Here is a 21,881-nt window from a genome sequence, read left to right as displayed (position 1 = left end):
GCACACAAGGGCAATGCCGTACTCGTTTGTGGCTCTACTACGGTGAAATATCCGGGCTAGGCCAGCAAGCCCGGTAGCCAGAGCGAGAGCGAGGGAAACGCGCAGAGGACGAACAGGCGGACCACGTCGGCCGCGATGAACGGCATGGTGCCCCGGTAGATCTGCCCCAGCGACAGGTCGCGCGCAATGGAATTGATGACGAACACGTTCATGCCCACCGGCGGGCAGATCATGCCGAAGGTCACCGCCATCACCACGATCACGCCGAACCACACCGGGTCGAAGCCCAGGTGCACCATGGCGGGGAACACGATGGGCACGGTCAGCAGCAGCATGGCCAGTTCGTCCATCACCGCGCCCAGCACCAGGTAACCCAGCATGATGAGCGCCAGCACGCCGTAGGGCCCGATCGGCAGGTTCACCAGGAATTCCACCGCGTTCTGGGTGAACTGGGTGATGGTGAGGAAGTAGCCGAACAGGTAGGCGCCGACCACGATGGTCATGATGGCCGAGGACACGCGCAGCGCGCTGATCAGCGACTCCTTGATCTGCGGCCAGCGCAGGCGCCCGCGCGCCATGCCGATGGCCAGCGTGCCGGTGGCACCCACGCCGGCCGCTTCCTGCACCGTGAACAGGCCGCCATAGATCCCGCCCAGCACGAACACGAAGAGCACGATGACCGCCCACAGGGGCTTGAGGGTGGCCAGGCGCTCGGCCCAGCTGTGGCGCTCGCCCTGGGGCATCCACTCGGGCTTCATGCGCGCGATGATGGCCACCACGATCGAGTAGAAGGCCACCGCCATCAGGCCGGGCACCACCCCTGCCGCGAACAGCTGGGTGATGTCCACCTCGGTCATGATCCCGTAGAGCACCAGGATCACCGAGGGCGGGATCATGATGCCCAGCGTGCCGCCCGCGGCGATCAGGCCGGCGGAGATGCCGGGCTCGTAGCCGGCGCGGCGCATCTCGGGCAAGGCCACCTGCGTCATGGTGGCGGCCGTGGCCACCGACGACCCGTTGATGGCCGAGAAGCCGCCGCAGGCCGCCACCGAGGCCAGCGCCAGCCCGCCGCGGCGGTGGTGCAGCCAGGCGCGGCCGGCCGCGAACAGCTCGGCGCTCATGCCCGAATGGGACGCGAAGGCGCCCATCAGGATGAACATCGGGATGACGACCAGGTTGTAGTCCGTCAGCACCGACAGCGGCACGTTGGCCAGCAGGTTCAGACCCGGCGTGAGACCACCGAGCGCGGCGAAGCCCGCCACGCCCGCGATGCCCATGGCCACGCCGATCGGCACGCGCAGCGCCATCAGCCCGAACATGCCGATGAAGCCCAGCAGGGCGACAAGATCACGATCCATGGACGCCCTCCACGGTGACCTCGTCGACCGGGTCGGCGTGCGCCTCGCGGCCGAAGGGCAGCAGCGCCAGGCGCACCAGGGCCAGCACCGCGGCCACGGTGGCGCCCACGGCGGCCGCGCTGTAGAACCACTTGAGCGGCAGGCGCAGGTCCATGGTGCCCTGACTGCCCGTGCCGCCCACCTTCACCCACACCATCCAGGCCAGGGGCAGCAGGAAGGCCAGGGTCACGGCGGTGGCCAGCACGTCGATCCAGCGCTTGCCGCGCGGGCCCATGGCCTCCCACAGCAGGTCGACCGCGATGTGGTTGCCGTACCAGGTGGCCAGCGCAATGCCCCAGAACATCGCGATGCCCAGCAGCATCTGCGTGCCGTCGAACCAGTCGGGAATCTGCCAGCCAAACGCGTAACGCACGAGCACGTTGCCCGCCGTCACCAGCGCGATCACGAGCAGCGAGAGCGCGGCCAGCGTCTCGACCGCCGACAGCAGCCGCTTCATCAGTTGGCGCCCCCGCGTGCGCTGAGCTCCTTGCGCAGCTCATCCAGCGCGGCCTGGCCGTTGACGCCCGTGGCGCTGGCGGCCTTCAGCCAGTCGGCGTAGATGGGCTGCACGGCCTTCTTCCAGTTGTCCATCTGCGCGGGCGTGAGCTTGACGAGCGTGTGGCCAGCGGTCTTCTCCAGCTTTTCGCGGCCGCTGTCCTCGTCGTCGCCCCAGGCGGCGCCGACCTTGCCGGCCCACTCGTTGTTGCAGTGGTCGTCGATGACCTTCTTCTGGCCGGCTGCCAGGCCGTCGTACCAGGGCTTGTTCATCACCCAGACGAAGTCGGAGGCGTAGAAGCGCATGTCGGTGTGGTACTTCACCGCCTTGTCGATGCCGAAGGACAGGATGGAGCCCCAGGGGAAGGTGATGGCGTCGGCCAGGCCTTTCTGGATGGCGTCGCGCGCCTCGGGCGCGGAGACCTGCACGTTGGTGGCGCCCAGCAGGCTCATGGTCTGCGCCACGGTGCCGTTGGCCGAGCGGATCTTCATGCCCTTGAGCTGGCCGGGCTCGGTGATGGGGTTCCTGGAGTGGAAGGTGCCCACGTGCACGTGCGCGAAGCAGAACTTCACGTCCTTCATTTCAGCGCCCGAGTACTTGCGGTACCACTGGTCGAGCGCGGCCGAGGCGGGGCCGGGCTTGCCGAGCAGGAAGGGCAGTTCACCGGCGGCGATGAGCGGGAAGCGGCCGGCCTGGTAGCCGGGGTTCACCCAGGTCATCTGTGCGATGCCGTCGCGCGCCATGTCGTAGTGGTCGGCCGCCTTGCCGAGCTGCTGCGCGGGGAACAGCATGACCTTGATGGAGCCCTTGGAGGCCGCTTCGACCGACTTGGCCCAGGGCTCGAAGCCGAGCTTGGCCAGCGGGTGCGTGGCGGGCAGCCAGTGCGCGAACTTGAGTTCGGCGGGCTTGTCCTGCGCCTGCGCGCCCAGGGCGCCGAGCGAGAGCGCCGCCAGCGCGGCGAGGCGGATGGCGGTGGTGCGGGTGTTCTTCATCGTGTGTCTCCTGGTTGTGGATGTCTTGCTATTGAAACGTGAGCATGCCATCGGCGGGGCCGATCATGCGGCGGGGGGAACCGTCGAGGCGTCGCCGGCGGGACGGCGCGGCGCCCAGAACATCGGTTGCGCGGCGGGTGTGCGCGCGTGGGCCTTGTTGAGCGTGCCCTCGGGGTCGGCCAGCGTGGCGCGCAGGGCCTGCTCCAGCGCCAGTGCGCTGGCCGCGTCGTCCACCTCGCCCACCAGCGCGGGCTTCACGTGCGTGGCCCACAGGCGGGCGTAGTTCTGGCGGCCACGCACCTGCGTGTCGCCATAGCCCTTGATGACCTGCGGCAGGCCCGCCACCGAGGCGGCCAGGCGCGGCGTGCGCGGGGCCAGGTGCGCCATGGCGGCGAGCCAGGCGCGCAGGGCCTCGTCCTCGTGCGCGAAGCGCAGCGAGCGCGGGCGCAGTGGGCGCAGCCAGGCCAGGGTGCGCAGCATCAGGAAGCCCCACAGGCTGCTGGTGCGGATGTGAAGGCCGACATGGGCCTTGCCCATCCAGCCGCGGCGCTCGGCCAGGCGCAGCAGGGCCTCGCCCAGGGCGCGCGGCAGCACGGCGGCCACTTCGTCCGGGCCAGGCTTGAAGTGCTCGGTGATGCGCACGATTTCGCCGGTGCGTGCCTCGGCCTCGCGGCGCACGCGCTCGAAGCGCGAGGCGCGGCTCTTGAGGTCGGCCACGCGGATCACGTCCTCGTAGCACATCCACAGTGCGAGGTGGCGGATGGCCTCGTCCCGCGCGGCCTCGGCCTCGATGGGGCAGGCTCTCACCAGCGCGTCGACACGCTCCAGGAAGCTCTGCGCGTAGGCGCGGTTCTGGTAGTCCAGGCAACGCAAGGCGCCGTGCGCGGCCAGGCGCTGCACGGCCTCGGGCCAGGCCTTCAGGCGCGCGGACCAGTCGGCGCGCAAGGCCTCGGGCAGCTCGGCGGCGGAGAGCGCGGCGGCGGCTTCGGCGTCCACCGCCCCACCCTGCGCGGCGTCGAAGGCCGCGCCGAACCCGGCCAGGCTGGCCTGCACGCCGCGCCCCGAGTCCTTGATCACCGCCTCGCAGACCTCGCGCGGCCAGGGGAACACGCCGGCGCCGGCCAGGGCGCCGAACATCACGGCCGACACCACGGTGCCGTGGCGGCGCGTGAGCACGTCCATGTCGAACAGCACCGCGCGGCCCGCCAGCGCCTGCGCCGCGCCGGCCAGGCGCTGCGGGTCGTGGCGGCCGTCGGCCATGTGCATCTTTTCCATCGTGGTGTAGACGCGGTGCGTGGACGCCACCAGCGTGGTGCGCGCGCTCACGAAGCCGCGCTCGACCATGCGCGCGGCCTCCAGCAGTTCGCTGGCCACGAGGGCGTCGACATTGCCCGGCACGGGCGAAAGCGCGAACACGGGCTGCGCGCCGGTGGCGGGCTGGCGCAGCAGCTCGATGTAGTAGCTGGTGGCGCCGGTGCGCTGCGCCACGCCGGGCACCGAGGTGGCCTGCACCGGCAGGCCCTGGCGCAGGGCGCATTCGACGATCCAGTCGGCCAGTACGCCGCCGCCCTCGCCGCCCAGCGCGGCGATGAGGATGGTGAAGGGTGCGTTGGGTTGACTCATGGAATCAGGCCGGCTGGAGCAGGCCGATGAAGAAGCGGTTGAGGCGTGCGTTGACGCGGTCCCACCAGCTCGGGTTGGAGATGATCTCGATCTGGTGGAACGAGGGGCACAGCACGGCGGCGTCGGCCACCTCGCCGCACAGGCCGCAGCCCACGCAGCCGTTGGTGACGTGCGCCACCGGCTCGCGGCGCAGCGGGTCCGACGATGCCTTCACCGTGAGCGTGGGACAGCCCGAGAGCCGGATGCAGGAGTGGTCGCCTGTGCAGGTGTCCTCGTCGACGCCATAGCGCACGCGCACGCTGCGCAGGCCTTCCTTCATTCGCCGTGCGCGAATCGGCTTCAAGCGGCGTTGGCGCTCGAGCTGGCATTCGCCCTCGGCAATCACCACCTTCAGGCCCTTGAAGGGCGAGCGGATCGCTTCCTTGAGCGTGTCGCGCACGCGCGAGACGCGGTAGTTGTGCACCGTGCGGATCCACTTCACGCCCATGCCCTTGAGCGTGTCCTCGATGGTGGTCTCGGTGGCCGTGGCGCTGTTGCCCTCGGCAAGCTGCTTGGCCTCCTGCTCGGGCGTGGAGATGGTCTCCTGCGTGCCCGTGGCCGAGGTGTAGCCGTTCTTCATGATCACCAGCACGCCGTCGCCCTGGTTGAGCAGCGCCGAGCTGACGCCCGAGAGCAGGCCGTTGTGCCAGAAACCGCCGTCGCCCATGATGGCCACGGGCCGCTGCGCGGAGAAGTTCTTCACCGCCGCGCTGGAGGCCATGCTCATGCCGTAGCCGAGGATGGAATTGCCGAAGGAGAACGGCTCGAAGGTGGCGAAGGAGTGGCAGCCGATGTCGGTGGAGATGTGCAGCTTGCCGGTGTCGCGCTCCACCAGCTTGAGCGCGGCGAACACCGGGCGCTCGGGGCAGCCGACGCAGAAATTGGGCGGGCGCTGCGGCACGCCGCCGCCCAGGGCTTCGCTGGCCTGGGCGCGCAGTTGCGCGACCTCGGTGCTCAGGGCGCGCGCGGGCTGCACGTCCACCGTTTCCAGGTGTTCGGCCATGAAGGCCTCGATGCCCTTGAGCAGCACCTCGGCCGTGTACTCGCCGCCCATGGGCAGCAGGTCCTTGCCGTGCAGGGGCGTGTCGACCTTGGCGCGGCGCAGGTGGGCGCTGATCTCCTGCTCGATGAAGTCGGGCTGGCCCTCCTCCATCACCAGCACGGCGCGCTTGCCGCGGCAGAAGTCGGCGATCTGTTCGGGCACCAGCGGGTAGACCACATTGAGCACGAGCATGGGCACGTCGGTGTGCCCTTCGCCATCGGCCAGGCCGGCCAACTGCAGCGCGCGCAGGGCGGTGTTGGTGAGGCCGCCCTGCACGATGATGCCGACCCCGTCGTGGCGGCCCGGCAGGTGCTCGTTGAGGCCCGCGTCCACGATGTAGCGCCGCGCGGCGGGCAGACGCACCTCGTACTTGAGCTTCTCGTGGCGGAAGGTGGCGGGCGGGTGCGAGAGACGGTCGTAGCTGAAGTTCGCCGCCTGGGTCTGCAACTGGCGCGTGGAGATGGCCGGCGCGACGTTGTCCTTGGTGTCGAAACTGCCGCGCACGTGGCAGGCGCGGATGCGCAGCTCCATCATCACCGGCGTGTTGGAGGCTTCGGAGAGCTCGAAGCTCTTTTCCACCATGCGCACGATGGTGGGCAGGTTCGGGCGCGGGTCCATCAGCCACAGCGCCGACTTCATCGCGAAGGCGTGGGTGCGCTCCTGGATGACGCTGGCGCCTTCGCCGTAGTCCTCGCCGACCACGATCAGCGCGCCGCCCATGACACCGGCCGAGGCCAGGTTGGACAGCGCATCGGAGGCCACGTTGGTGCCGACGACCGACTTCCAGGTGACCGCGCCGCGCACGGGGTACATGATGGACGCGGCCAGCATGGCAGCGGCCGAGCTTTCGTTGGTGCAGGCCTCGACGTGCACGCCGAGCTCGTCCATGTAGTCACGCGCCTGCACCATCACGTCGAGCAGGTGGGTGATGGGCGAGCCCTGGTAGCCGCCGACGTAGGTGACGCCGGACTGCAGCAGGGCCTTGGTGACGGCGAGGATGCCTTCGCCGTGGAAGGTCTCGCCCTGGCCCAGCTTGAGGGCCTCGATCTCGCGGTGGAAGGAACGCTCCACTGTCTTGTCTCCGTGTCGTGGGTCGCCTGGCCCTGTCGGGTTCCGGCGTTGGGGCGCGAATGTAGGTCTGGCAAACCCATCTGTCCAACCGAATGTGTCGATGTCAACCATCCATGGCATGGATAATGGTGGAAACCCTTATCCGCCAGCGCCATGAACTTCCGCCAGCTCGATCTGAACCTGTTGCGCGTGCTCGCCGCCATCCACCGCACGGGCTCGGTGACGGCCGCGGGCAAGGCGTTGTCGCTGTCGCAGTCGGCCACCAGCAGCGCGCTCGCGCGCTTGCGCGGGCACCTGAAGGACGAGCTCTTCGTGCGCACGCCGGGTGGCCTGAAACCCACGCGCGTGTGCGAACGCATCGCGCCCGAGGTGACGGACCTGCTGCAGCGGCTGGAGTCGACCATGAACGCGCAGGAGGCCTTCGACCCCGTGCGCAGCGAGGTGCGCTGGAAGACGTCCCTGTCCGACCTGGGCGAGATGATGTTCATGCCACCGCTCGCCGTCGCGCTGCGCGAGCAGGCGCCGCACGCGCGCCTGTCCAACGTGGCCGTGGCCGCCGAAGACCTGGCCGGCGCGCTCGAGGCGCGCGAGATCGATTTCGCCATTGGCATCCTGAACCCGCGCCACCGCGGCATCCGCGCCGAGCTGCTGTTTCGCGAGCACTATGTGGCCATGAGTTCCGGCAACTGGCGCCCGCCTTCGGGCCGTGCCAACGGCCGGCTCACGCCCGACCAGCTGGCCCGCGCCTCGCTGGTGGTGGCCTCGCCCACGGCCACCTTCCACGGCAGCGTGGAGAAGATGCTGGTGCGCCTGAACCTGTCGGACCGCATCGTGCTGCGCGCGCGCCACTTCGGCGCCCTGCCCGACCTGGCGCTCAGCACCGACCTGCTCACCATCGTGCCGCAGATGTACGCCGACAACCTGCGCCAGCGCCACGACATGCGCGTGTGGGAACTGCCGCCCGACGTGTCACCCGACTACGAGGTGCGGCTGGTGTGGCACAGCAGCACGGCGAACGACCCGGCGCAGGTGTGGATCCGCGAGCAGGTGCACCGGCTGTTCCGGCGCTAGCCCGGGCGCCTCCTTCAATCCGCGCGATGGAGGACGGCGTAGTCCGTCTTGCTGAAATCCGGATCCGCCTCGAAGTCTGCGGCGTGAGCGGCGCCGGTGTCCACGACCAACGTTGCCTCGGGATGCAAGGCCCGCACCTCCTTGATCCGTCTCATCATGTCCTGGCTTCGTGGAAGCGAAGTGGCTTTGATGAGGTCGAGGAACGCCTTGATGGCGTCACTGGCAACCTGGAGCCCTTGGACCAGCTCGCCTTCGTCCTGACTCGACAGCTTCGCCACCACTTTCGGATCCTTGAGCGACGCCAGGGCCAGCGCCATCAGGTCTTCCGCGACCAGATCGGCGCGCCACTGGCGTTTGAGCGAGGGGTCGAACCGGGCAACCAGTTCAAAGAACTCGCTGGCGGTCCGAATCGCCCGTACGTCCGCCTCATGCAGTCGGGCCTCGGCCTCGCTCACGTCGAGCGCCACGCAAGCGCTGACGTGGACACACTCACCATCGTTCTCGGGCATGAGAATGCTGTTGCTGCCCAACAGAGGGGCGCGCAAGGCCTGTCGGTCCGCCTTCACGGCGGGGTCGCGGTGGGCGGGGTCGGACACCACCACGACGGTGCCGCGCAGGGTCCGGTCGGCCCGCTTGGCCAGTGAAGGGCTCAGCTTCACCTTCCAGCGGGCGTTCGTTGGCGTGTTCGCCACCAGATTATTCAAGCCGCCGATGGTGGTGACGGTCGCGGGTACCCCGCAATCCCCCTGGCCGATGGCGCAGACGCCGTCGATCCGGGTCACCGGGTTGGCCGTGCCTGCCTGCTGCGAGCCTTGCGCGGCAGGCGCGGGCTCACGGTCGCCAGCCCCATACCAGGCCCAGCAATTGCGTGCCAGATCGCTCAGGTTGACGGGGCTCCACCACGCGTCGAGGGATCGGTTGGAAGCGTCGGCCACCAGGGTGCCCGGCGGGACGATGGGAGGTGTCGATGTCGGGGTCGACGCAGGCTTGCTCGCACCGTGCGTACCGTGAGGTCGCGCGCTGTAGAGGGGGCCGGGTTTATTGGCACGCCGGGAATACACCAGGCCAGGCGTGCGATCGCGTCGGCGCTTCTGCGCATCCGTGCGCGGGTGCTCGCCCTTGCTGTGTGTGGCATTGGCGTGCTGCGTCTTGTGCGCACCGCCGTTGCCGTGGACCTGGTGGACGCCGCCACCGCTGCCATCCGCCACGATGACCGGGCCCGGACTGGCCTGCGTCTCGATGGAGGTGGCGTTGCGGTACGCCGTGGTGCTGTTGCCGCTCAGTCGAATGCCCATGGTTCCCCTTGTGGAATGGATGCGGGTTGATGAAGGTGAAATGGCTCAGCCACGAATGAGGCCAACCCCGACATGGGGTAACCCTTGGGCTTCACCGAGAAAGTGGTCGCGGCGCCAGGCCTTGATCTGCTCCGCCATGTGCACCAGCGCCCGCACAAGGGCGGATGGGGTGGTCTTGGCGAGGCTGGCGCCAATGGCATACACCAGCCGTTGGCCACCGGGGGCCAGGCCGAATCCGGCCCGGCCCTGCCCGGCCTGCGCCAGGTTGATTTCGAGGATGCGTTGCAGGCACGCCAGCGCCTGGTCCTGCGGCACCTCACCGAACTCGGCATAGACCATGAACTCGTCGCTCTGCGCGTCGGTGTGCACGAGCAGGAAGCGCTCGTCCTGCAAGAACAGTTCGGCCATGACCTCGCCGTCAGGGCCCGTCTCGGTGGGTTCAACCGCCTCGTCCAGCAAATGGGCAAGGGCGTCCAGTAGCGTTTGAAGGGGAAGCGGCACGTGGCGGAGACCGAAGGAACGGGCCTGAGTAGCCCCGTGCCGGCTCGGGTTCCGCCCGAGCCACCGCCGCACCTATCGAAAGCCTGATGTCAAGCCGAAGGGGCCGTGATCCGCTGCGTGAACAAGCGCTCCGCGAACTTGCGCCGGTCGTCCTTCTGCGTCTGCGTGCTCAGCGTGGGCATCAACGATTCCGACACCACGTAGCTGTACAGCAGGAAGGCGCGCGAGCGCGCCTCCACCACCGGAAAGCCCAGCGCCGAGAAGAGCTGCGCGATGTAGCCGATGCGGCTCGAGTCCGCCTCGTCGACCGCGAAGCGCGCCATCTGGTCGCGCCGCGCCCAGGCGCGGATGGCCAGCTCGATGCGCGCCGCACGCGCCGCCGCGCGGCCCCGGAACGGCAGCGACAGCACGCCGCGCAACTGCGCCATCGGGTCGTCGGTGGCGGACTCCAGGCGCACCGTGAGGTTCTCGGTGGCCGTCTCGCGCCAGGCCTGCAGCACGCGGCGCAGCAGGTCCTCGCGGTCCTTGAAGTGCCAGTAGAAGCTACCGCGCGTCACGCGCAGGCGCTGCGCCAGCAGGTCCACCCGCACGTGGTCGATGCCCTGGTCCACCAGCACCTCGGTGGCCGCCTCGATCCAGGTGTCGGGCGTGAGCGAGGCGCGCGTGGCCTCGCTGGCCGCACGGGGCTTGCGCGCGGAGCCGGTGGGCGTGGGAGCACTCGAACTCATGCCGGAAATTCTATCGACCCCATCCCGGAAAACGTCCGTACAGAAATGTATGGAACTAGGGAAAAACCCTGTACATCACTGGTGAAAACCCTCGATAGGATTCGTTATGAAACATACATAACTGTATGGAGACATGAATCAACTCGACTGGCTGAACGACCCGGCGTGGATGGCCCCACCCGCTGCCACGGTGGAACACCGTGCCGATGGCAGCTTCGTCCTGCGATCGCCCGAACCCCTGGGCGACTACGCGCGCTGCATCGGCGAATGGCTGGAGCACTGGGCCGCGCACACGCCCGACGCGCCTGCGCTGGCCGAGCGCACCGCCGGCGGCTGGCGCCGCCTGAGCTGGGGCGAGCTGCGCGCGCAGGTGGGCCGCGTGGCGCAGGCCCTGCTGGACATGAATCTGGCGCCCGACGCGCCCGTGGTCGTGCTGTCCGACAACGCGATCGACCACCTGCTGCTGGTGCTGGCCACGCAGCACATCGGCCGCGCGAGCTGCACCGTCTCCAGCGCCTACTGCCGCCTCACCAAGGACCACGACAAGGTGCACGGCATCCTGCGCACGCTGCGGCCGGCGCTGGTCTATGCGTCCGACGGCGCGGTCTATGGCCCGGCCATCGCCAGCAGCGGCATCGACGCACCCGTGGTGCTGAGCCAGAACGCGGGCGCGGTGCCCGGCGCCATTCCCTTCCAGCGCCTGCTGGACACGCCCGAGACGCCGGCCGTGCGCGCGGCCTTCGAGGCCATCACGCCCGACACCACCGCCAAATACCTGCTGACCTCCGGCTCCACCGGCACGCCCAAGGTGGTCATCAACACGCACCGCATGCTGTGCGCCAACCAGCGCATGATCGCGCAGGCCTGGCGCTTCCTGGAACGCGAGAAGCCCGTGCTGGTGGACTGGCTGCCCTGGAGCCACACCTTCGGTGGCAACCACAACCTGCACATGGTGATGTGCCACGGCGGCACGCTGGTGATCGACGAGGGTCGGCCCGCGCCGGGCCTGGTGGAGAAAACCGTGGCCAACCTGGCCGAGGTGCAGCCCACGATCTGGTTCAACGTGCCGCGCGGCTTCGACATGGCCATGCCCTTGCTGGAAGCCGACGAAGCGCTGGCGCGCCGCGTGCTGGAGCGCCTGCGCGTGGTGTTCTACGCCGGGGCCGCGCTGCCTCAGGCCAGTTGGGAACGGCTGCAGGCACTCGCCAAGCGCGTGCTGGGCCGCGAGATCTGGCTCACCACTTCCTGGGGATCCACCGAGACCGCTCCGGCCGTGACCAGCGCGCACTGGCGCATGGAGCGCGCGGGCGTCATCGGTGGCGTGCTGCCGGGCGTGTCGCTCAAGTTCGTGCCCAACGGCGAGAAGCTGGAGCTGCGCATCCACGGCGTGAACATCTTCCCTGGCTACCGCGACGCGCCCGAGCTCAGCGCGCAGGCCTTCGACGAAGAGGGCTACTACCGCATCGGCGACGCCGGCTTCCTGGCCGATGCCGAGCGGCCCGAGCGGGGCGTGGTGTTCAACGGCCGCGTGGCCGAGGACTTCAAGCTCACCACCGGCACCTGGGTGTCGGTGGGCACGCTGCGCCTGCGCGTGGTCTCGGCCTTTGCGCCGCACGCGCAGGACGTGGTCATCACCGGCCACGACCGCGACGAGATCGGTGTGCTGGTGTTTCCCACGCCGGCCGCCATGAAGCTGCCGCGCGAGGCGCTGCAGGCGCATCTCGCCGATGGCCTCGCCGCACTGCGCGCCGAGGGCGGCGGATCCTCCCAATCGCCCACCCGCGCGCTCGTGCTCGACGAGCCGCCCAGCGCCGACGCCGGCGAGATCACCGACAAGGGCTACCTCAACCAGCGCGCGGTGCTGCAGCGCCGCGCCGACCTCGTGACGGCGCTGTACGCCGATGCCCCCGGCGTCGTGCGCCCCACCTCTCCTTCGAAAGTTTCCCGATGAGCCGCGGACAGAGCCAGCTTTTCAACGACGTCTTCATCCTCGATGGCGTGCGCACGCCCATGGTGGACTACCAGGGCGCCTTCGCCGACGCCAACCCCATCGACCTGGGCATCAAGGTCGCGCGCGAGGTGCTCAAGCGCACCGGCGTGTCGCCCGATTCCATCGACTCCGTGCTCGCGGGCAACATGGCCCCCGGCGGCTTCGACCAGTTCTACGTGCCTCGGCACATCGGCCTGTACGCGGGCGTGCCGGTGGAGGTGCCCGCGCTCATGACGCAGCGCATCTGCGGCACCGGCTTCGAGCTGTTCCGCCAGGCCGGCGAGCAGATCGGCGCGGGCGTGGCGAAGAACGTGCTGCTGGTGGGCACCGAGTCGATGACGCGCAACCCGATCGCGGCCTTCGACCACCGCGGCGGCTTTCGCCTGGGCGCGCCCATCGGCTTCAAGGACTACATGTGGGAGGCCCTCACCGACCCGGCCGCCGACATCAGCATGATCCGCACGGCCGAGAACCTCGCGCAGCGCTACGGCATCAGGCGCGAGGACGTGGACGCCTTCGCCTCGCGCAGTTTCGAACGCGCGGTGGCCGCGCAAGCGGCGGGCTGGTTCGACGGCGAGATCGTGCCGGTAGGCAACGAAACGTTCGAGCGCGAGGGCTACCGCCCGCGCGGCATCCGCCTCGCGGGCAAGGCCACCGTGGCCGACCGCGACACGCACCCGCGCCCCACCCCGCCCGAGGTGCTGGCCAAGCTGCGCACCGTGTTCAAGGACGGTGTGCAGACCGGCGGCAACAGCTCGGCCCTGACCGACGCCGCCGCCGCCGCCGTGGTGACCGATGCTGCGGGCCTCGAGGCCTTCGGCAAGCCCGCGCTGGCGCGCCTGGCCGCCGCCGCCGTGGTGGGCGTGCCGCCGGAGATCATGGGCATCGGCCCCGCGCCGGCCATCCGCCTGCTGCTGGAGCGCGCGGGCCTGGCGCTGGGCGACATCGCCCGCTTCGAGATCAACGAGGCGCAGGGCGCGCAGACCGTGGCCGTGGCGCGCGAGCTCGGTCTCGACGAAGACCGGCTCAACGTGCACGGCGGCGCCATCGCGCTGGGCCACCCGCTGGGCGCCACCGGCGTGCGCCTCACCATCACCTGCGCACGCCAGTTGCGCGACATCGGCGCGCGCTGGGGCATTGCTTCGGCCTGCGTCGGCGGTGGGCAAGGCATTGCCCTGCTGATCGAAAACACCCAGGCCTGATCGATTTCAAGCCCTCGCGCGTGCGGGCCACGAGCACACGCAACACCAACGGAGACAACGCATGGAAAAACTGCTGAAGCACACCCTGGCCACCGCCGTCGCGGCCACGCTCGCCGGCGCCGCCTGGGCCGACATCACCATCGGCGTGAGCGCGTCGCTCACGGGCCCGGCCTCGGGCCTGGGCATTCCAGTGGCCAACGGCGTGAAGATGTGGCCCGCCACCATCGGCGGCGAGAAAGTCAACGTGATCATTCTCGACGACGCCACCGACCCCACCAAGGGCGTTCAGAACGCGCGCCGCTTCGTCAACCAGGACAAGGTCGACGTGATCGTGGGCTCGGTCGCGACGCCCGTGGCCATCCCCATGGCCGAGGTGGCGATCGAATCGAACACCGTGCAACTCGCGCTCTCGCCCATCGGCCTGCCGCCCGGCAAGGACGCCTGGAGCTTTCGCATGCCGCAAAGCAACGGCGTGATGGCCGAGGCCATGGTCGAGCACATGAAAAAGCAGGGCGTGAAGAGCGTCGGCTTCCTCGGCTACACCGACGCCTATGGCGAACAGTGGCTGCAGGCCCTGAACCCGCTGCTGGAAAAAGCCGGCATCAAGATGGTGGGCGCCGAGCGCTTCGCACGTTCCGACACCAGCGTCACCGCTCAGGCCCTCAAGCTCGCCTCGCTCAACCCGGACGCCATGGTGGTCGTGGCCTCGGGCAGCGGCGCCGCCATGCCGCAACTCGGCCTGGTCGAGCGTGGCTACAAAGGCAAGTTCTATCAAACGCACGCCGCCGCCACGCGCGACCTCATGCGCGTGGGTGGCAAGGCGGTCGAAGGCACCTTCGTCACCACCGGCCCGGTGGTGGTGGCCGAGCAGTTGCCCGACAGCCACCCCAGTAAGGCCCTGGGGGTGAAGTTCAACGCCGACTACGAAAAGATCCACGGCGCCGGCCTGCGCAACCAGTTCGCCGCGCACTCCTACGACGCCTACCTGCTGCTCGACAAGGTGGTGCCCGTTGCGCTCAAGAAGGCCAAGCCCGGCACGCCCGAGTTCCGCGCCGCCCTCAAGGACGCGATCGAAGCCGAGGGCGCCATGCCCGTCACGCACGGTGTCCTGGACTTCACCGCCACCGACCACTGGGGCTTCAAGGCCGGTTCGGGTGTAGTGATGAAAGTCGTCAACGGCGACTGGAAGCTCGAAAACTGATCGGCCTGAAACGATGAACGCGACGGGAGACCGCAACCCATGGACCTGAGCATTGCCGCCATCCTCGGCGTCGACGGCGTCATCAACGGTGCGATCTACGCACTGGTGGCGATCGCCCTCGTGCTGGTGTTTGCGGTCACCCGCATCGTCTTCATCCCGCAGGGCGAGTTCGTCGCCTTCGCGGCGCTGACCATGGCGCTGTTCCAGACCGGCGCCCTGCCGGGCACGGTCTGGCTGCTGCTGCTGATGGTGGCGCTGGTGCTCGTGCTGGACGCCGTGCGCGCCTGGCGCGAGGCCTGGCCGCTGGCGCGCTGGGCGCGCCTGGCCGTGCGCACGGCCGCGCTGCCCGTGGTGGCCAGCGGCCTCACCGCCTGGCTGGTGCCCCAGCAGCCGCCCCTGATCGTTCAGGCCCTGCTCACGCTGGCCCTGGTCACGCCCATGGGGCCGCTGGTCTACCGCCTGGCCTACCGCTCACTCGCCAGCGCCAGCGTGCTGGTGCTGCTCATCGTCTCGGTCGGCGTGCACTTCGCGCTCACCGGCCTGGGCCTGGTCTTTTTCGGTGCCGAGGGCTTTCGCAACCCGCTGTTCTGGGACGAGCGCCTGAGCCTCGGGCCGGTCACGCTGAGTGGGCAAGCGATCATCATCGTCGCTGCATCGGTCGCGCTCATCGTCGCGCTCTTCGTGCTGTTCGACCGCACGCTCACCGGCAAGGCGCTGCGCGCCACCTCGGTCAACCAGACCGGCGCGCGGCTCATGGGCATCTCCACCGACGCCGCAGGCTCGCTGAGCTTCACCCTCGCGGCCTTCATCGGCGCGCTCTCGGGCCTGCTCATCGGGCCCACCACCACCGTGTTCTTCGACAGCGGCTTCCTCATCGGCCTCAAGGGCTTCGTGGCCGCGGTGTTCGCCGGCCTCACCAGTTTTCCGCTCGCCCTCGTGGGCGCGCTCGGCGTGGGCCTGATCGAAGCCTTCGGCTCGTTCTGGGCCAGCGCGTTCAAGGAAGTGATCGTGTTCACCGCCATCCTGCCGGTGCTGCTGTGGCGCTCCTTCGTCGACCCGCATGACGAGGAGCATTGACATGGATATCCGTCGCCATGGCCTGCTGGCCTTCACCGTGGTCATGCTCGCCGTGCCCTTCCTGCCGGTGCCCGACTACTGGATCACCAAGCTCAACTACGTGGGCCTCTTCGGCCTGGTCGCCCTGGGCCTGGTGCTGCTCACCGGCATCGGGGGGCTCACCTCCTTTGGCCAGGCGGCCTTTGCCGGCCTGGGCGCCTACGCCAGCGCCTACCTCAGCGTGAAGCTGGGCCTGTCGCCCTGGCTGGGCTTGCTCGCGGGCCTGGGCATCACGGTGGCGGTGGCCCTGGTGCTGGGCTGGGTCACGCTGCGCATGTCGGGCCACTACCTGCCGCTGGCCACCATCGCCTGGAGCCTCGCGCTGTTCTACACCATGGGCAACCTCGACGCCCTGGGCAAGTACGACGGTTTGCTGGGCGTGCCCGCGATCGACTTCTTCGGCATCAGCCTGCAGGAGGAGCGCCGCATCTACCTGCTGATCTGGCTGGTAGCCATCGCCTCGGCCATTGCCATTGCCCGTCTGCTCGACTCGAGGCCGGGGCGCGTCATGCGCGCGCTCGACGTGCACCGCGGCGGCGGCAAGACCATGCCCGAGGCCATGGGCGCGTCCACCTTCCGCCACAAGCTGCTGATGTTCGTGATCGCGGCCATCCTGGCCTCGATCTCGGGCTGGCTGTTCGCGCACATGCAGCGCAGCGTCAACCCCTCGCCCTTCGGCATCAAGTTCGGCATCGAATACCTGTTCATGGCGGTGCTCGGCGGCGCGGGCCATGTGTGGGGCGCCTTCACCGGCGCGGCCCTGGTGAAGCTGGCCGAGGACCAGCTGCAGACCTGGCTGCCCGCGCTGCTGGGCACCTCGGGCAGCTACGAGATCATCGTCTTCGGTGTGGTGCTGGTGCTGGTGCTCAAGTTCGCGCCCGACGGGCTGTGGCCATCCGTGGAACGCCTGTTGCCCGCGCGGCGCCCCCGCCCCATCAAGGCCGACGCCACCGAGGCCCTGCCCGCGCGCGACAAGCCCGCCGCCGGCACCGTGCTGCTGGAGGTGAAGGAAGCGCGCCGCACCTTCGGTGGCCTGGTGGCTGTCAACAACGTCAGCTTCACGCTGCGCGCTGGCGAGATCTTCGGCCTCATCGGCCCCAACGGCGCGGGCAAGTCCACCACCTTCAACCTGGTCTCGGGCGTGCTGCCGCTCTCCAGCGGCGAGGTCTGGCTGCGCGGCGAGCGCGTGGACGGCAAGGGCGCGCGCGAGATCGCGCGGCGCGGCCTCTCGCGCACCTTCCAGCACGTCAAGCTGGTGCCGGACATGACCGTGCTGGAGAACGTGGCCCTGGGCACTTACCTGCGCACGCGCAGCGGCACGCTGGCCGCCATGCTGCGCACCGACCGTGCCGAGGAAGCCCGCGCCCTGGCCGAGGCCGAGCGCCAACTGCGCCGCGTGGGCCTGGGCGAGCACCTGCACGAACTCGCGGGCAACCTCGCGCTCGGCCCCCAACGCCTCGTTGAAATCGCGCGCGCCCTGGCCAGCGACCCGGCCCTGCTGCTGCTGGACGAACCCGCCGCCGGCCTGCGCCACCGCGAGAAACAGGCCCTGGCCGAGGTGCTGCGCCAGCTCAAGGCCGAGGGACTGAGCCTGCTGCTGGTGGAACACGACATGGACTTCGTGATGAACCTGACCGACCGCATTCTGGTGATGGAGTTCGGCACACCCCTGCTGGAAGGCACGCCCGCGGAGATCCAGTCCAGCGAACAAGTGCGCGCCGCCTACCTCGGTACGGAGCACTGAAATGGCCGAACTTCTGCTTGACGTGAAAGACCTGCACGCCGGCTACGGCAAGGCCGAGGTGCTGCACGGCATCCACCTGCCGGTGCAAGCGGGCCAGGTGGTCACGGTGATCGGCCCCAACGGCGCGGGCAAGTCCACGCTGCTGGGCGCCCTCATGGGCCTGCTGCCGCTGCGCGGCGAGCTGCGCTTCGCTGGCCAGGACATCTCGCGCCTCACGCTGGAAGAGCGCGTGATGGCCGGCCTGGCGCTCGTGCCCGAGCGCCGGGAACTGTTCGGCACCATGAGCGTGGAAGACAACCTCGTGCTCGGTGGCTGGCGGCCCATGAAGCAGCGCCTGCCTCGCTGGCGCGACGGGCTGGAGCAGGTCTACGAGCTGTTCCCCCGCATGAAGGAGCGCCGCGCGCAGGCGGCGGGCACGCTGTCGGGCGGCGAGCGCCAGATGCTGGCCATCGGCCGCGCGCTGATGGGCCAGCCCAAGCTGCTCATGCTCGACGAGCCCAGCCTGGGCCTGGCCCCGCTGATCGTGCGCGACATCTTTCGCATCATCGAGACCCTGCGCGAACGCGGCGTGAGCATCCTGCTGGTGGAGCAGAACGCGCGCGCCGCGCTGAACGTGGCCGACGAAGGCCACGTGCTGGAGACCGGCGACGTGGTGCTCTCGGGCCCGGCCGCGCAACTGGCCGGTGACTCGCGTGTGATCGACACCTACCTCGGCGCGAAGAAGTGATGAGCGTTCCCGAATGAGCTGGACCTACGAAGCCCCTCTTGACCACATGCGCTTCGTGCTCGGGCACGTGCTCGACGCGCCGACGCACTGGAAGGCCTGCGAGGCCTTCGCCGATCTCGACCTCGACACCGCGGACGCCGTGCTGCAGGAGGCCGCGCGCTTCGCCAGCGAGGTGCTGCAACCGCTCAACAGCACGGGCGACCTGGAAGGCTGCGTGCGCGAGGCCGATGGCCGCGTACGCACACCCACCGGCTTTCCCGCGGCCTACCAGGCCTTCGTCGCCGGTGGTTGGCCCGCCCTGCCCTGCACACCCGACTGGGGCGGCCAGGGCCTGCCGCTGCTGCTGGACGCCGCGCTGCGCGAGATGCTCGACGCCTGCAACCACGGCTGGAACATGTACCCGGACCTGCTGCACGGCGCCTACGAGACCATCAAGGCGCACGCGAGCGAGGAACTGAAGGCGCGCTACCTGCCGAAGATCGTGAGCGGCGAATGGCTCGCGGCCATGGCGCTCACCGAACCGCAGGCCGGCAGCGACCTCGGCCAGTTGCGCACCCGCGCCGAGCCACAGGCCGACGGCAGCCTGCGCATCAGCGGCAACAAGATCTTCATCAGCGGCGGCGAGCACGACCTCACGGACAACATCGTTCACCTGGTGCTGTGCCGCCTGCCCGACGCGCCCAAAGGGACCAAGGGTCTGTCGCTCGCTCTGGTGCCCAAGCGATTGCCCGATGGCTCGCGCAACGCGCTCTTCTGCGATGGCGTCGAGAAGAAGCTGGGCATCAAGGCCAGCGCCACCTGCGCGATGCGCTACGAAGGTGCCACGGGCTGGCTCATCGGCGAGCCACACCGCGGCCTGGCGGCGATGTTCCTGATGATGAATTCCGCGCGCCTGCACGTGGGCCTGCAGGGCCTGGGACACCAGGAGATGGCCACGCAGAACGCGCGTCGCTACGCCGCAGAGCGCGTGCAGATGGGACGCCCCATCGCCGGACACCCGGCCGTGCGCCAGTTGCTCGACCGCCTCGACACCATGACCCGGGCCCAGCGCGTGCTGGCCTACCGCGCCGCGCTCGCGCTCGACCTCGCGGAGCACCACGGCGACACGGCCGTGCGCGAGCGCGAAAAGCGCTTCGCTGCACTGCTTACCCCCATCGTGAAGGCCTTCTGCACGCACCAGGGCTTCCATGGCCCGGCCGCCGCGCTGGGCGTGTGGGGCGGCTACGGCTACGTGCACGACTATGGCATCGAGCAGACCGTTCGCGACGCGCGCATTGCGATGATCTACGAGGGCACGAACGAGATTCAGGCGATCGACCTCGCGCAACGCAAGCTGCTGGCCGATGGCGGCGCGACCGCGTTCGAACTGCTCGACGCGCTGCGCAGCGAACTGCACCAGACCGGGCCGCTGCGCGATTTCATCGACGACTCGCAGGCGCACCTGCGCCGTTGGCTGGAGGGGGCAGCGCAAGACGGCACGCGGCTGCTGGAAAGCGCCGACGATCTGTTGCACGCCATGGCCCACACGCTGCTGGCCTGGGCCGTGGCTCGCATGGCCGCCGCGGCGCATGCCCTCCCCGACGAGGCCGCTGCGCGCCAGGCCTCGCTCACTGCCGCGTTCACGCGCGATGCGCTGCCGCAAGGCCGCCTGCATTGGCAGCGCGCCCTGGCGGCATCAGCAGCGGCCTGAGCCGCCAGCCCCGTCCGCCTGCGCGCGACAAGCGCGAGCCGACCAAAGAAAAAGCACCTTGCAGGACCCTGCACAGGTGCTTTTTCATCGTTCGTGTGGAGGCGCGTGGCGGAGTCGAACCGCCCTAGACGGATTTGCAATCCAACACATCCCAGCTAAGTTGTTGTCAGAGAATGAATTTTCCGGACAATTTTATCCGCTACTCGTTGCGCTACCCGCATTCCATAATGCAAAAAACGCAGATCGGAGATGGCTGACAGATATATTTGGCGACGCAATGGGCCTTCATAGAGTTGATGCACGGCAACGAGCATCAGCGCACACGCTTCGTAGACCACATGGCTCATAGCTGACGCCACGTATCCACTCCTACAATCTGGTCATCGCAAATTTGATATGCTGCTTTGGCGGTTCGATGTGTACGTGTCCCCCAGTGGCCGCAACGATGTCCAGGCTGAGGTCAACAGCTACGACGACTACGCTCGCGAGGCGTTTTCGAGGGCTGTAGCTCATCTGGCAGTAACCGAACGAGAGCAATGGCAGTCTCCACAAGCCAAGAAGCTTGTGAACGAGGATCCGATATATGAAATCCGCTACAAGGCGAACAACCGCGCAACCCGCGCCCTTGGCTACTTTGCGGAAGGTGGAGAGAGCTTCGTCATCGTCCTTATCTGCTATCACAAAGGGCGGGTCTACTCTCCCGCAGGTGCGTTCAAGTCTGCGCACAAAAGGATTGCGCAAGTTAAAGACGGAAGCGCATCAACAGTATCTCTCCAAGTCCTTGGAGAAGACTTTCCTTCGAATGAAGACTAGTCGCGCCGCACGCGATGCCTATGTCCGAGCGGAGGTCACGACCGCAGTGGCTCACCAGATCAGAGCACTACGTGTGCAACGAGGTTGGTCCCAAAAAGAACTGGCCGATCAACTGAACACGTCGCAAGCAGTTGTCTCGAGACTTGAAGATCCTAGCTATGGGCGCCTGTCGCTCAACACCCTGTTCGATCTCAGTCATGCTTTTGACACTGGCCTTAGCGTCTGCTTCGAGTCGCTTGTGACCATGCTGCAGAAGACGTACAGGCCATCCGCTGAGCACCGCTTGGTTCCCCGCTTCGACGAGGAGTCTTCGAGTGTTTCGTTTTTCAGCGAGAACCTCCCTTCGCATCTAGTGGTCGAGTTTGCATCTGCGCACCCCCTCCCCGAGACATTGGAAGTGACTTCCTCGCATTGGGAATCGATACTCCGTCCAGCGGCGACACTGCACTTCAACGCCACGCTTAGCGAGGGAAGCCGCCCCTTTGCTGGAATCTCACTCGACAACGAGTTCGTAGACAACAGCGGCTTCATCACACGCACCAAGACGCCTGAGTGAGTTGCTCACATCGAGAAAGACTTATGAGTACGAAGACAAAGATAGGTGAGACAACACAGGCAGCCGCGCCGAGCAATCCCCAAAGACCAGTGAAGATAGTGCGGACCGCCTCCACCCCCGCGATCTTTGCAGAGGGCATCTCTCAGCTCGCAGTTGGTTTTCCCATGTCGCGAGTGGTGTTCCACAAGGCAGTCGAACTCGATGCGAATACGACTCCGCCCACAGAAGTGCACCAAGTGGCATGCGAGTTGGTGATCCCGACGCCAGCGTTAGTCGAGGCCGCCATGACGATCCTGCGTCATATGACGAACGCGAAAGGACTGGTGAACTCCAGTCGAGCTGAGTGGACACAGCGAGTAGACACCATCCTGCAACAACTCGATCAGACGCAAGGCATGGCATCGGACACGGACACCCAACCATAACGTCATTCTGAGAACGTCATTGAAGCTACCGCTTGCGCTTCCCTCGCCGGTGGCAAAGCGGCCCGCACGGACTGGTAGTCCGTCTAGCCGAGTCACTCAGCTAGATGTGATGTCTCAATAGGTTGTTCACCCGGAAGGGTCTGGGAGACTGGAGTTACCACG

The 21,881-nt window shown here is 68.3% G+C and carries 18 protein-coding genes; 10 read left to right on the top strand and 8 right to left on the bottom strand.

The annotated features are described in order from the left end of the window. Nucleotides 1–56: 56 nt before the first annotated feature. The 5 genes from GTO19_RS16420 to GTO19_RS16400 all read right to left on the bottom strand — a co-directional run bounded on the left by GTO19_RS16420 (nucleotide 57) and on the right by GTO19_RS16400 (nucleotide 6,660). Nucleotides 57–1,358, bottom strand: coding sequence for a TRAP transporter large permease (locus tag GTO19_RS16420; RefSeq protein ID WP_291023099.1), 1,302 nt, complete (start codon nucleotides 1,356–1,358; stop codon nucleotides 57–59). After that, nucleotides 1,348–1,854: a TRAP transporter small permease gene (locus GTO19_RS16415; RefSeq protein ID WP_291023097.1), complete on the bottom strand. Its 507-nt coding sequence runs from the start codon at nucleotides 1,852–1,854 to the stop codon at nucleotides 1,348–1,350. Before GTO19_RS16415 ends, GTO19_RS16420 begins: the two co-directional genes overlap by 11 nt. Next, nucleotides 1,854–2,885 carry a TRAP transporter substrate-binding protein gene (locus GTO19_RS16410; protein WP_291023095.1) on the bottom strand — a complete coding sequence of 344 codons (1,032 nt, stop codon included), beginning with the start codon at nucleotides 2,883–2,885 and terminating at the stop codon, nucleotides 1,854–1,856. Before GTO19_RS16410 ends, GTO19_RS16415 begins: the two co-directional genes overlap by 1 nt. A 63-nt stretch (nucleotides 2,886–2,948) precedes the next feature. Then, on the bottom strand, nucleotides 2,949–4,508 hold the full coding sequence (locus tag GTO19_RS16405) for an indolepyruvate oxidoreductase subunit beta family protein (protein ID WP_291023093.1): 1,560 nt from the start codon (nucleotides 4,506–4,508) through the stop codon (nucleotides 2,949–2,951). A 4-nt stretch (nucleotides 4,509–4,512) separates the two neighbouring features. Further along, entirely contained in the window at nucleotides 4,513–6,660 is a 2,148-nt protein-coding gene (locus tag GTO19_RS16400) for an indolepyruvate ferredoxin oxidoreductase subunit alpha (RefSeq protein WP_291023091.1), read from the bottom strand. Nucleotides 6,661–6,813: 153 nt separating this feature from the next. On the opposite strand from GTO19_RS16400, the gene GTO19_RS16395 reads away from it, so the two are divergent. Beyond that, nucleotides 6,814–7,731, top strand: coding sequence for a LysR family transcriptional regulator (locus GTO19_RS16395; RefSeq protein WP_291023089.1), 918 nt, complete (start codon nucleotides 6,814–6,816; stop codon nucleotides 7,729–7,731). 14 nt (nucleotides 7,732–7,745) lie between these two features. On the opposite strand, the gene GTO19_RS16390 is transcribed toward GTO19_RS16395, so the two are convergent. From GTO19_RS16390 to GTO19_RS16380, 3 genes are all read right to left on the bottom strand, one after another. Then, the gene (locus GTO19_RS16390) at nucleotides 7,746–9,026 is read right to left on the bottom strand and encodes a hypothetical protein (protein WP_291023087.1); all 1,281 of its coding nucleotides are present in this window, start codon (nucleotides 9,024–9,026) and stop codon (nucleotides 7,746–7,748) included. A gap of 45 nt (nucleotides 9,027–9,071) precedes the next feature. Then, nucleotides 9,072–9,434, bottom strand: coding sequence for a CesT family type III secretion system chaperone (locus GTO19_RS16385; protein ID WP_291023085.1), 363 nt, complete (start codon nucleotides 9,432–9,434; stop codon nucleotides 9,072–9,074). Between the two features lie 182 nt (nucleotides 9,435–9,616). Beyond that, nucleotides 9,617–10,255, bottom strand: a complete 639-nt coding sequence (locus GTO19_RS16380) for a TetR/AcrR family transcriptional regulator (protein WP_291023084.1) — start codon at nucleotides 10,253–10,255, stop codon at nucleotides 9,617–9,619. Nucleotides 10,256–10,388: 133 nt separating this feature from the next. On the opposite strand from GTO19_RS16380, the gene GTO19_RS16375 reads away from it, so the two are divergent. The 9 genes from GTO19_RS16375 (at nucleotide 10,389) to GTO19_RS16335 (ending at nucleotide 21,294) form a co-directional block, all read left to right on the top strand. After that, nucleotides 10,389–12,206, top strand: coding sequence for a feruloyl-CoA synthase (locus GTO19_RS16375; RefSeq protein WP_291023083.1), 1,818 nt, complete (start codon nucleotides 10,389–10,391; stop codon nucleotides 12,204–12,206). After that, a complete protein-coding gene (locus tag GTO19_RS16370) occupies nucleotides 12,203–13,447 on the top strand; it encodes a thiolase family protein (RefSeq protein WP_291023082.1) in 1,245 nt (414 codons plus the stop codon). The genes GTO19_RS16375 and GTO19_RS16370 overlap by 4 nt, the downstream gene beginning before the upstream one ends. A gap of 61 nt (nucleotides 13,448–13,508) precedes the next feature. After that, on the top strand, nucleotides 13,509–14,648 hold the full coding sequence (locus GTO19_RS16365; protein ID WP_291023081.1) for an ABC transporter substrate-binding protein: 1,140 nt from the start codon (nucleotides 13,509–13,511) through the stop codon (nucleotides 14,646–14,648). Between the two features lie 39 nt (nucleotides 14,649–14,687). Then, the gene (locus GTO19_RS16360; protein ID WP_291023079.1) at nucleotides 14,688–15,725 is read left to right on the top strand and encodes a branched-chain amino acid ABC transporter permease; all 1,038 of its coding nucleotides are present in this window, start codon (nucleotides 14,688–14,690) and stop codon (nucleotides 15,723–15,725) included. 1 nt (nucleotide 15,726) lies between these two features. Beyond that, nucleotides 15,727–17,508 carry an ATP-binding cassette domain-containing protein gene (locus tag GTO19_RS16355; protein ID WP_291023077.1) on the top strand — a complete coding sequence of 594 codons (1,782 nt, stop codon included), beginning with the start codon at nucleotides 15,727–15,729 and terminating at the stop codon, nucleotides 17,506–17,508. Nucleotide 17,509: 1 nt separating this feature from the next. Next, on the top strand, nucleotides 17,510–18,235 hold the full coding sequence (locus tag GTO19_RS16350) for an ABC transporter ATP-binding protein (RefSeq protein WP_291023074.1): 726 nt from the start codon (nucleotides 17,510–17,512) through the stop codon (nucleotides 18,233–18,235). A gap of 13 nt (nucleotides 18,236–18,248) precedes the next feature. Continuing rightward, nucleotides 18,249–19,925, top strand: a complete 1,677-nt coding sequence (locus tag GTO19_RS16345; RefSeq protein ID WP_291023071.1) for an acyl-CoA dehydrogenase family protein — start codon at nucleotides 18,249–18,251, stop codon at nucleotides 19,923–19,925. Between the two features lie 423 nt (nucleotides 19,926–20,348). After that, nucleotides 20,349–20,738 carry a hypothetical protein gene (locus GTO19_RS16340; protein WP_181936378.1) on the top strand — a complete coding sequence of 130 codons (390 nt, stop codon included), beginning with the start codon at nucleotides 20,349–20,351 and terminating at the stop codon, nucleotides 20,736–20,738. Then, the gene (locus tag GTO19_RS16335; protein ID WP_291023068.1) at nucleotides 20,728–21,294 is read left to right on the top strand and encodes a helix-turn-helix transcriptional regulator; all 567 of its coding nucleotides are present in this window, start codon (nucleotides 20,728–20,730) and stop codon (nucleotides 21,292–21,294) included. The genes GTO19_RS16340 and GTO19_RS16335 overlap by 11 nt, the downstream gene beginning before the upstream one ends. Nucleotides 21,295–21,881: the final 587 nt, after the last annotated feature.

It is taken from the genome of Hydrogenophaga sp. (genome assembly GCF_011772445.1).
GTDB lineage: Bacteria > Pseudomonadota > Gammaproteobacteria > Burkholderiales > Burkholderiaceae_C > Hydrogenophaga.
This window is presented reverse-complemented; position numbering and strand designations above follow the sequence as displayed.